Below are 10,105 nucleotides of genomic sequence, written 5' to 3'. Positions count from 1 at the left end.
ACTGTTCCGTCGCTTGAAAGGCTACCGCCGGATTTTCTCGCGCTTCGACAAGCTGGATGTCATGTTCCTTGGATTCCTCAGCTTCGTCCTAGTCGTTGATGGGCTTCGGATGTGTTAACAGGCCCTAATTTAGTGAGTGCCCAGTAAATTGGTCTGGCGTCATGCCATGCTGGCTAATGTATTGAATGTTGTCTGGTGTCAGGCCCAGCCCGTTGACCACATGCGCCTCAGGAAGCCCGGTCAGCGCCGCAATCGTATGAAGACCGCAATCGTTGCTGGTGCCTGCGTGGAATGGCGGCATGCCAAGTGGTCGCATCTGCTGAGCCTGTGCGGTCGACTGAACGGGCTTGGGGGCGGTGCGATATCTTTTCGGAGCGGAACGTCCCTGGAGCTGTGCAAGCGGCCCATCGGTTTTTGTGGGCGGCCTGCTTTGCTTTTCGGCGCTCGGTGAATTCACCACATGGTGATTGTAGGAGTGTGCTGCCTGGGGTGTGGAAGAAACCTTCATGAATACCACTCGCTTGTATTGATGAGATAAGGTGAAGCGCAACGCTCGATAGCGAATCCACGTGTGATGTCTCGGGTGGCCGCTATGGGCGGCAACAATGCAGCACGCTGACCACTTTTTGCGACCTGCATCGCAAAGTCTGGCATATCGATGCGAATCGAATGTCCGGAGTGTAAGCGCGATAATCTCAGATCCATTTTGTGCAACTTGATCTTGCATTGCTCCGGGGCGTGGTGCACTTGATGCAGGTCTCGATTGCACATTTTTCACCAGGACAGCTTCGCGCGCGGCAAGAGTATTTCGCAGGGCTTTACCCAGGTATGCGTCCCGTATCGGAGACTTTGTCCTACCGGAATGGTGTATCGGTACTCATCGCATACTTTCTCGAGGATTTCGGACAATGTCGGAATTGGGAAATCTCCACACAGCGAACGACGCATTTTTCACCGGCCTGGGGGTCCGTCTTGGGTTGCCGGACGAGCTCGCGCAGCGACTTGGACAAGGCGAAACCATCCTTGGCCCTGCGGGCATGTTGTGCCGTGTCCACGCGCAGATGCAGCAGGGCGACATGACGGCGTTTCCGGAAGTGATCCTGCCACTGGCCGCACGCGAGCTCGGCGGTGATGAGGTGGTGACGCTACTGGCGCTACAGGAACAATTACTGACGCAATACGGATGGCGGCTCACGCTCTCGGATCTTGGTCTGCTCTGTGTCTGCCCGCTGTTGCTTGAACGCACGCCCGATGCCGTGGCCACTGCGCTGGAGCGCGGGCAGGTGGTCGCCCGTGTGGTGCTGGACGCGCTGGTGACGCAGGCCGGCAGCACGGCCGAGGTGGCCTCATGAAGCTCACCAGCAACATCGGGACCTCTCCCAGCAGCCGCGCAACGTCTCCTGCACCGGCACGCCCGACGCATGCCGAGGAGGCCGTCGCCCTGCCACAGACGCGAGTGCCAACCGGGCCGCTCGCCGGCTTGCCCTCTTCGGGCCCGGTGTTGCGCGGTCGTCGCGCGCCGGTTTCACGTCGCGTGACCACGGACGCAAATCATGCCGAGTCCTCGCATGGCGCATCACATCGCTCGGAGTCGTCGCATTCTTCGGAGTCGACGGATGCGTCGTTTTACACTCCGCACGCAAGCCCTGCGTCCTCGGTTGTCGATGAGCCACATGCGCCTGCCGTTGCAGCGACCTATGCGCAGCGCAGCGCGGCGGCAGCCGCTGAGTTGAAGGCGCAGCTACGTACTCGCCTGGGCAATCTGCACTTCGCAGAGCGTTCGCAGGAGCAGGAGGCGCTGCAGGCCGCGTATCTGGAATGGGCGGATGCGCGCGTGGACGAACGCATTGCCACGTTCGGGCCGGATGCCGGATACCAGATCGTCGGCGATATGAAGACGGCAGGCGCAAAGGCAGCGTGGCCGATCGCCTACGAGTGTCTCAGGGCCTTCGTCATCGGCTCGATGCGGACGCCGTTCGGTCTTGCCGCGGGCGCCGCCTACGACAACTCGCGCCCGCCCGGATCGGAGACGCTGAGTACGGCGACGCTGTCCGGTGCAGTGGCGGGCCTGGTGTCCTATACCAGCGATACGTTGCTGATCCCTGCAATGGACCGGCGCGCACGTGTCGCGAACTTGCCGCGTTTTCAGGCCATCGACCCCAAGATCCTGGTGCCCGATCCGCCGCCGGTGTTGCTGGAAATTACCGCCGAAGGCAAGCGTTTCACGCGTCCCGGCGAGGGTAACGCACCCACGCTTGCGGAACTCAAGGCACAGACCTACGACCGCCGCCAGGGGATCACCAAATGGCAGTCGACGTTGGACGACAAATCCCTGGACACCTTGTTGCTCAAGCCGACGATCAATGCAGGATTTAACGCGGCGCGGCGAACCTCCGACGACCCGGGCACGCGCACGCCGGCCGGCCAACTGGGGTTGAGCGCGCTCGCTATCGGCGGGGCGGGTGTCATGCAGAAGGCAATGCTCGAAACCGGCAAAGCCGTGGCGCGTACCGGACAGATGAGCGTCCCCGACCTGCTGGGCGGGCAGCAACGACTGAATCTGTTTTCGCTAGCATTGCCGGACAAGACGCGCCCACCTGCGCAGTGGTCCGATGCGGTACATTTCCCGACCTATTTGCTGGAAACCGGGAAAGAAGGCCTGGCGTTGGCAAGGCAGGCCTTGAGCACCACCAACGCGATCACCACTGCTGTACGCGACGTGCTGGGCCGCCACATGCTCAGCAATGTGCTGGCCAATTTCGCCTCGCTCGGGGCTGGCCGTTTGATCGCCGCGCCGTTGCGTGGCGGAAACGAAAACGGCAGCGTCGCGGGCGAAGCGCCCAACTCCACCGCCACGGTCGTGCAACAGGCCGCGCAGACCATGTTCAACGATACGGTCTGGAATGCGCTCAAGGCCAAGAACGGCGCTAACACCAGCCAGGCGACGCGACTGGATCAGGCACGTGCGGTCAAGGCCTCCGATTACCAAGGCACCATCGCACGCACACTCCAGACTCTGGCCGAACCCATCGACGAGGCGATCGCGATGTTTTCGGCGCCGACAGCTGCAGAGATTGCGCGCACCCTGGAGGAGGGGGAGCGGCTTGCGCCTGCACCGGGTCCGCAGGCGAGGAGGTTGCGCGAAGCCCTGGAGAAATTGCGCGCGGAAATCGGCACGCAGTCCATCTCGATTGCCACCATCGACACTGTGCGCGATCAGCTGCACGCGGGGCAAGCGGCGATGTTCAGCGGCGTGCCACGCAACGACCTGACCAAGACACTGGATATCGAGTTAAAGACGCTCCGGCACGCATTGCACGAGAGCGAGGCTCTTCGCCAGTGGGAAAACGGCAGGCCGTGAGCGAACGATTCTGCAGTTGATCTACTTGCGTATTGCACGCGACAACGACAGACGCAGCCGTCGTTGTGTCTGTCGCTTGTTGGCGGCTCCGGTGCCAGCCTGGTGCGCGGCTTACGTGCGATCAGCGGGTGTGGAACGGGGCGGCGCTGTGCGCGGCACCGCCTCGTACGCCGGCCATTGACCGACTGTACGCATGGCTTCGGCGATGCGGTTGCGCTGGCGCTTGACGATGAAGTCCACGCCACGTTCTTCGATCAGTTTCGCCTTCTCGCGGACTAGCAGCAAGGTCGGCTCCCACACCGCGGGCTGCTGCAGCAACGCGTCGAAGGCCGTGCGCTCGGCGAGTGCACGTGCGTGGTCACCCGCGTCCTGCGCCACCAGTGCAAGTGCCCGGTGCACGTCCAGCAACGGCGCAGCGGCGCTGCGTAACGCCTCGTCGGCAAACAGTGCGGCCAGCGCGTTGCCATCGGCAAAACGCCTGGCCTGCTGCATGAAATGCTCCAGTTGCAGCTCTGCCAGCACCGGCTGCAAGGTCTGGTCGACATCGTTGCCCAGCTTGACCAGGCCGTAGTCGGCCCAGCGCTCCCACTGGGTGCGGACCAGGCGTTCGAACGCGGCGAATTGCGTGAAGTCGGTTGCGCGGTCGCTGCGGGCCGCATCGATTTCGCCGCCGAACTGGAACAGCGTGCAGAACGCGGTGGCCACGTCCGCGCTCACTTCGGCGACATAGCCGGCATCGATTGCCGAGACCGTGGTGCTGGCAGCAGGCGTCGCCGATGCACCTTCGCGGCGCTGCTGGGCAAGTGCCAGTTGTACGCCGGCCGTCAGGCGTGCGGCCGCTTCCACCCGGCGTGCGGCGGTGGCGTCGCAATACTGCGTGGTCATGTAGCCGGCCACGGTCGTCGACGTCCAGCCGAGGTCCTGGCGCGCTTTGACGCCGAGCCCGAGCGAGCCGCCCGCGCGGCGGCCGTGCGTATCGCCTGCGCGCAGGCCGGCGCTGACGCTGGCGCTGCATTCGGTTCCCTGGCTGACGCGTGCGGCCTGGTCGATCAGCCCGACGCTGGCCTCCGGATGCTCGGCCAGCAACGCATGCATCCAGTCCGCGCCGTGTGGCTGCTCTGGATGATCGGCTGCTGCGCGGCGCACCAGATGCTCCAGCATGCGTAAAAACGCCTGCAACAGCGCCGGCTCGCGGCCCTTGCCCAGCCGCGGGATACGGATCTGCAGGCCGTCTTCCACACCGACCTCGCGCCGATAGCGCCAGTCCACGGCGGCCGACACGCCGGCTGCTGCGTAGGCACTGTCCACAGCGATGCCATAGCCGGCAGTCAGGCCCGCACCGAGCTGGCGCTGCGTCGCGGATTGGCGACTGATCTGCAGGTATAGACCGGTACGTCCCATGTAGAACTCCAGCGAGGCATCGCGATTGCACTGCATGCTGGCGATCAGTCGCGCGCCCAGGCCGAACGCAGATCCTGCAACGGCAGCTGCCGCCGAAAGCGGTGCGAGATTGGCGCCCCAGGTCCGTTGGCAGGTCATCCGCCAGCGGTCGCGCCATTCCAGGTGCGAAAGCATGTCGCGCAGCAGGTCCAGCAACGCCTCGGGGTGGGCCAGGGCCCCGGCACCGGTCTGCTTCGCCAACTGCAAGGTCTTGTCGATGGCGGTGTCGAAATGCGCCAGGCAGTCATCCGCATGTGCGAGCCACAAGGCGGCCTGTGTCGAGGCATCGCTTGCTTGCAGCTCGGCCGCTTGCTCTGCGTGCTCCGCCCGCACGGACAGGCAGGTACGCAATAGATCGAACGCGGCTGGCGCGGTGCAGCGGCCGCTTCGCACCTGCTCCCAGGCACGCTGCAATCCTTCCGGTGGCGCTGCCTGCACCGCTGCACCGCCCGGCATGCTGGATGCCTGTGCCTGATGGTGGTCGTGCAGCACCGCCGCACGTTCGGCGATGCGCGCCAGGGTGGCGGCATCGAAGACCATGCCGCTGCGGTCCACGTCCTCATCGACCCATTGCAGCAACTCGGCAGCCGCCTGCCAGTGCAACTCGGCCTGCGATGGCACACAGCCCTGCGGCCGGGCGGCGTGCAATGCGCCCAGGTAGCCGATCAAGGCAGCGCAGGCGTGTTCCAGGGTCAGGTTGGCGCGTCGACGCGGTGTCGGCAGTGCGGTGGCCGATGCGACCTCCAGCCCCTCCGACAAGGCATGCAGCGGATTGAGAGCGCTCGCGTGTGCGCCCCCAGGATAGGGCGAGGTGGCCGTACGCACCGTCTCGCCGAATGCCTGCAGGTGGGCGTTTGCGCGCGCATACGCCGAGCCGGGAGCACGCGACTCGTAGCCGTTGCGCAGCGCATGGTAGGCCGCGCGTTCGTCGCTGCTGCAGGCCTGCAGCGCCTGCGCCGGGTCGGCCGCGTGCAGGGCACTCCCGGCCGCGCGCCGTGCACCGCTCAGCCAGCACCGCGTGGCGGTATCGTCCAGGGGCGTGGCGCGCAGCAGCGCATCGGCCCGTAATGCGATGCGCGCGATGTCCTGGCGGCCCGGGTCGGCGGCACGCTCATGGCGTGCCTGGATCAACTGGCCGAGCACCTGGCGGCCGCGCGGCAAGCGCGCCAGGGTCTCCAGCCAGCGCGTCGTCGCCGCCTCGATCGCTGCGCGAGGAATCCCGGTGTGCTCGCCCATCGTCGCGCCCTGTTGGGCATCGTGCTGTTGCGGATCGGCAGGGATCAGCGCGCTCCAGCTGCTGTTGTGGACATGGTCGAAGGTGGCAAGCAGCAGCGCCCCCGCGTCAGCGCGGTTGTCGCCGAGCACACCGGCCACTGCCGAGCGCAGCGCGCCAAGCGCGATGGCCACAATGCCCGCTGCAGGCACCGCCTGGTCTCCGAAACGCGTGGTGGAGAGCCCGCTCGCCCATGTCGACAAGCGCTTGCGCAATGCAGTGGCCGCAGCGGCATCGGTTGCGCTGGATGCGGTCTGCGCGATCTGTGCGGCAATCAGCGCGTCCGACGCGGCACTTAGCGCTTGGCTGGCGCGCAGATCGTCGGCCGCTGCGGTGTCGACCTCCTGCGCGAGCGAGTGCGTCAGGCCCGCCAGCGCCGGCAGCAGTGCACGCAGCTCGTCGGCGTGCGCAGCGGTCTCGAACAGGTCGCCAGCCACGATGTGCGCAGACTGCAGCGCCTGCGCCAGGGTGGTGTCGAGGCTGGCGGCGCGCACTTGCAGGCGCTGCAGCGAGGCCTGCTGTTTCTCGCGCAGGGCGGACAGATGGCGCGCGTGCTCGTGCAGCTTGCGGATGCGATCCAGCTCGGCTTCGTGCTTGAGCATGTCGCGCAGGCGCGGTCGACGATCGCTTGCCGCAGGCGCGGGCATGGCCGTCAACTGGTCCAGTTGCTGCTGCAGCTGTTGCTCGGTGTGCGCCAGGCGCTCGCTGCAATCGGCGATGTGTTTGCGTAGTAGCGCGTTCCAGGTGGCCAGCACCTGTTGGCGTTTGCGGGTGTCGTTGGCACGGTCGGCCAGGCGCGGTGCGCGTCTGGCATGCAAGCCGGTGTCCTGCTCCAGGCGATCGAGATGCAGCCGCACCAGGCGCTGTAGCGCTGCGGCCTTGCGCACGGCGATCCTGGCATCGCTCAGCCGTTGCGAGGCGGCGAACGTCGCTGTCTGCAAGGGAGCCAGTGAGTGCCAGTCGCCCGGTTCCGATCGAGCGGGCGGTACAGGCTGCGCAGACGTGCCCTGGTAGCGCAGCAGGCGCGTGTGGTCGGGAGTGGCCTGCCGGGCAATGCCCACCGCCGTGCCGGCGAACCGGGCGAGCTTCTGCAACGACTTGCGCACGCCGCGCAGCCTGCCTGTCTCGCGCGGCGCAGGCGTGCCCTGTGCGATGTCTGCAGCAGCTGCGGTATAGCGACGTACCCGTGCGGCCACATCCACTTCCGCAGCGCGTGCTTCGGACTCGGCCGCAGGCCCATCCAATTGATGTAGTCGGTGATGGGCCTGCTTATGCGGCGACGGCGTACCCGCATGCGCCGTCCCTTGGCTATTGCCAGGTAGCCCGAATGTCAGCGTGGAGGGGCGAATACGGGTCAACGTCGATCTCTCGCGTGTAGTGGTTCATATCCGGCTGTGCTGGCCGCCCCCATAAGCCGATCAACATCAGTGGCCAGAAGCTACACAACGGCAGTGCGGAAGCACCGCTACCCGGTACGCGATTACAGTGCGCCGCACACGATGCCTAAGGTCTGCGGTATCCGCTACGAAACCGATGACGCCCGACAGATGCGATGCAGCAGCACATCTGCCGGGCGCGAACTACGCGCAGCGCTGGTACAGGGTGCGATCAGCCGCTGTAGGCCTTATGGCCGATACGTGTTGCACCTATCGCCTGAGAAGCCTCGGGGGCAATCACTTCGTTGGGCGCATCGGTCTTCAGGTTGGAAATCTTGACCGTCGCGCCGGGCGCGTCGGTGCGGAATACTGCTTCCTTGACCTGATTGAACTCGCAATTTTCGACTTGAAGGTTCGTGTCGATATCGGCATGTCCACCGTTAGTGCGGAAGACCTTGCCGGCGCCGTTGACGGTGTCACCCGACATCACCACGTCGGCAGCGCCGTTGTCCTGCACGACCTTATCTGCAGCGTTATTGAACGTGGAATTGATGATCTCGACCTTCGGCCGGCCGCCGACCTCCGAGCCACAACCGGCAATCCCCGCATCATGTTCACGGTTGCCCTGCCCATCGATGGTGACCGCGTCCTCGCTGACATCCTCGTTGACGCAGTTGATCATCTTGCCGCTGCCCATGAAATGCACGCCGTCGCCGCTGCCCTTCATGTTGACGTTGCAGACGCTGCCGCCGTCCTCGACGACGAACAGCGGCTGCTGGTGCTCATTCTGGGAGCCATCGCCCAGACCGGGGCCACCGATGTAGGTCTGACCCTTGCCGTCGAACACCTCGCCCTTGTGCACCACGATGGTCTTGTTCTGGACGCCGGGTGGCGCGGTGACGACCTTGCCGGGAGGCAGTGGCGCCTGCGTGCCGGTCGGGCCTGGTGTGCCGTGAGCACCGTCGGTGGGCGTAGGTGTGGGCGTCGCCGAGTGACCCGGGTTGGTGGGCGATGCGCCGTTGCCGGTTCCCGTTCCGGAGGTGTTACTGCCGTTGCCACCGCTGTTGCCATTGCCATTGCCGGCACCGCTGCCGTGTTGCCCGCCGGGGTTGGTGGAACACGGCGGGTTCGATGGCGGCATAGACGGTGTCGGATTGGAGTTGGTCGTTGGCTGACCATCACTGGACGGCTGATCCTGTGGCTGCATCATGTCCTTGAGCATGCGTTGCATGCAGTACGCCAGCATGCTCATGATCACTGCAGTCAAGGCCTGCTGCTGCGAAAGGGAAAATGAAGACGGTTGTAAGCTCGCAGTGGTATGTGAGGGAATAGCGAGATTCATTGGCGAGTGTCCTTGCAAGAGAGGAATGGCGAACGAAGTGCTGCGCTGGGAAATAAAAGCGTAGCGTGGCGATGTACTGCAGCGCAGCGGATGCGCAAGGCTCCGGCAGCGTGCTGCGGAGTCGTACATGTCTGGCTAAAACAATCGGCATGCAGGCAAAGCCGAGCATCTCACGCGCGTAGCCACAGATAATTTCCCGTTGCGATTCCTTCGAACATTTCGTCGTGTGCAATGAAGATGTTGTTGTTCCAGTAACGGCCATGCTCGGCGTAATGGGCAAGCAGATCGCAGATCCAGGCACCGTCGACGTCGTCGTCCAGCGGAACGCGCACGACCAGCACGATCACGCCGGCATCGTTCAATCCGAGTTGCGCCTGGTCCTGCGCATATACCGACAAATTGGCTTCCAGCAACAGCCGGAAGACCGTCAGGGTCCGTCCCGCAGGAGCAAGGCCGTAGGAGATGCGTAGGTAAAGCGCTTCTTCTTCCGGCGCTTGCTGTGCGTCATCGTCGGTCTGGGCTGCGGGCATGTGCAGATAGACTTCAAACCCTTCCACCCAGAGCACGCGATTGTTGAGCACCGCCTGCACATCCGGCAGGTCCAGTGCTTCGCACATCTGTAGAACGATCGCTTCGAATCGGGTAATGCTCATCTGTCGTACGACATGCGCAGGGCCATGCACCGGCCCTGCGTCATGTCAGGGCCTATTACTGGCCAACTAGCTGCTTCGCGTTGTCGCCTGCCTTGCCGATGAATTTGTTGAGCGCGACGTTGAAGTCAAGTTCGTTCTTCTTCGCGGTCAGGTAATTGTTCATGCGCTCCTGTGCTGCGGCTGATTTGCCAATGCCACCCATCAGACTATCCATCTGATTGTCCGAGGTCTGAGTGGCAGTGTGATTGTCAAATCTGCTTGAAAGGTCTGATCCAAGCAGATCCCCGCCCTGGCCCAATCGCGGCCCTATCGATTGTAAAGCTGACATATAAATACTCCTTAGCTAAAGAGAAGTAACGTGGAGCGCTTGTCGGCGCGTTTTGCTTGACCAACGTGGCCAAGGAACTCGATGATCAAGGCATGCTGGCGATGTGCGCGACGATGTCTCGCGCAGCGTTGATGCCGTCGTGCAAGACAGTAAAATCGTTGCGCGCAGCCTGATCGCTCGCGGCGGACCAGTGCACACGGAGTTGTTGCGCTGTCGCGTGCAGCGCTGCCTCGATGTTGCGCAGTCGCTCGCCGGAGAGATCCTGCGCCTTGGTCTGCAAGATCTTGCTCATATCCTGGGTGACCGTGTCGGTCATGGCATCGAACATGGTG

Annotated in this window: 8 protein-coding genes and 1 pseudogene; 3 read left to right on the top strand and 6 right to left on the bottom strand. The window is 64.1% G+C overall.

All coding sequences use genetic code 11. The annotated features are described in order from the left end of the window. Nucleotides 1-118, top strand: a pseudogene (locus tag ABS769_RS03425) (IS5-like element ISCARN85 family transposase); the annotation flags it as partial. A gap of 6 nt (nucleotides 119-124) precedes the next feature. Here ABS769_RS03425 and ABS769_RS03420 read toward each other — a convergent pair. Beyond that, nucleotides 125-508 carry a hypothetical protein gene (locus ABS769_RS03420; protein WP_317060810.1) on the bottom strand — a complete coding sequence of 128 codons (384 nt, stop codon included), beginning with the start codon at nucleotides 506-508 and terminating at the stop codon, nucleotides 125-127. 400 nt (nucleotides 509-908) lie between these two features. Between ABS769_RS03420 and hap3 the strand changes: the two genes are divergently transcribed. Both hap3 and xopF1 read left to right on the top strand, forming a co-directional pair. Further along, a complete protein-coding gene (gene hap3, locus ABS769_RS03415) occupies nucleotides 909-1,352 on the top strand; it encodes an Hpa3 family type III secretion system protein (RefSeq protein ID WP_317060809.1) in 444 nt (147 codons plus the stop codon). Further along, nucleotides 1,349-3,361 carry a type III secretion system effector XopF1 gene (xopF1, locus tag ABS769_RS03410; RefSeq protein WP_317060808.1) on the top strand — a complete coding sequence of 671 codons (2,013 nt, stop codon included), beginning with the start codon at nucleotides 1,349-1,351 and terminating at the stop codon, nucleotides 3,359-3,361. Before hap3 ends, xopF1 begins: the two co-directional genes overlap by 4 nt. A gap of 111 nt (nucleotides 3,362-3,472) precedes the next feature. Here the strand turns inward: xopF1 and xopZ are convergent, their stop codons facing one another. The 5 genes from xopZ to hrpD6 all read right to left on the bottom strand — a co-directional run bounded on the left by xopZ (nucleotide 3,473) and on the right by hrpD6 (nucleotide 10,101). Beyond that, a complete protein-coding gene (xopZ, locus tag ABS769_RS03405; protein WP_317060807.1) occupies nucleotides 3,473-7,432 on the bottom strand; it encodes a XopZ family type III secretion system effector in 3,960 nt (1,319 codons plus the stop codon). Nucleotides 7,433-7,682: 250 nt separating this feature from the next. Beyond that, nucleotides 7,683-8,792, bottom strand: coding sequence for a pectate lyase (locus tag ABS769_RS03400; protein ID WP_317060806.1), 1,110 nt, complete (start codon nucleotides 8,790-8,792; stop codon nucleotides 7,683-7,685). A 170-nt stretch (nucleotides 8,793-8,962) separates the two neighbouring features. Further along, nucleotides 8,963-9,445: a CesT family type III secretion system chaperone gene (locus tag ABS769_RS03395; protein WP_316697005.1), complete on the bottom strand. Its 483-nt coding sequence runs from the start codon at nucleotides 9,443-9,445 to the stop codon at nucleotides 8,963-8,965. A 55-nt stretch (nucleotides 9,446-9,500) separates the two neighbouring features. Then, on the bottom strand, nucleotides 9,501-9,773 hold the full coding sequence (gene hrpE / locus ABS769_RS03390; protein WP_317060805.1) for an HrpE family protein: 273 nt from the start codon (nucleotides 9,771-9,773) through the stop codon (nucleotides 9,501-9,503). Between the two features lie 85 nt (nucleotides 9,774-9,858). Next, on the bottom strand, nucleotides 9,859-10,101 hold the full coding sequence (gene hrpD6, locus ABS769_RS03385) for an HrpD6 family protein (protein WP_316697003.1): 243 nt from the start codon (nucleotides 10,099-10,101) through the stop codon (nucleotides 9,859-9,861). Between the last annotated feature and the right edge of the window lie 4 nt (nucleotides 10,102-10,105).

It is taken from the genome of Xanthomonas hortorum (genome assembly GCF_040279205.1).
In the GTDB taxonomy this organism is placed as follows: Bacteria; Pseudomonadota; Gammaproteobacteria; order Xanthomonadales; family Xanthomonadaceae; genus Xanthomonas; species Xanthomonas hortorum_F.
Note: the sequence above shows the minus strand (reverse complement) of the source record. Positions and strands in the feature narration are given on the sequence as shown.

What these genes read in the sequence shown, in the direction of transcription:
- ABS769_RS03420 (WP_317060810.1), bottom strand. Translation starts at nt 508, where the DNA reads ATGAAGGTTTCTTCCACACCCCAGGCAGCACACTCCTACAATCACCAT.
- ABS769_RS03395 (WP_316697005.1), bottom strand. Translation starts at nt 9,445, where the DNA reads ATGAGCATTACCCGATTCGAAGCGATCGTTCTACAGATGTGCGAAGCA.
- hrpE (WP_317060805.1), bottom strand. Translation starts at nt 9,773, where the DNA reads ATGTCAGCTTTACAATCGATAGGGCCGCGATTGGGCCAGGGCGGGGAT.
- hap3 (WP_317060809.1), top strand. Translation starts at nt 909, where the DNA reads ATGTCGGAATTGGGAAATCTCCACACAGCGAACGACGCATTTTTCACC.
- ABS769_RS03400 (WP_317060806.1), bottom strand. Translation starts at nt 8,792, where the DNA reads ATGAATCTCGCTATTCCCTCACATACCACTGCGAGCTTACAACCGTCT.
- xopF1 (WP_317060808.1), top strand. Translation starts at nt 1,349, where the DNA reads ATGAAGCTCACCAGCAACATCGGGACCTCTCCCAGCAGCCGCGCAACG.
- hrpD6 (WP_316697003.1), bottom strand. Translation starts at nt 10,101, where the DNA reads ATGTTCGATGCCATGACCGACACGGTCACCCAGGATATGAGCAAGATC.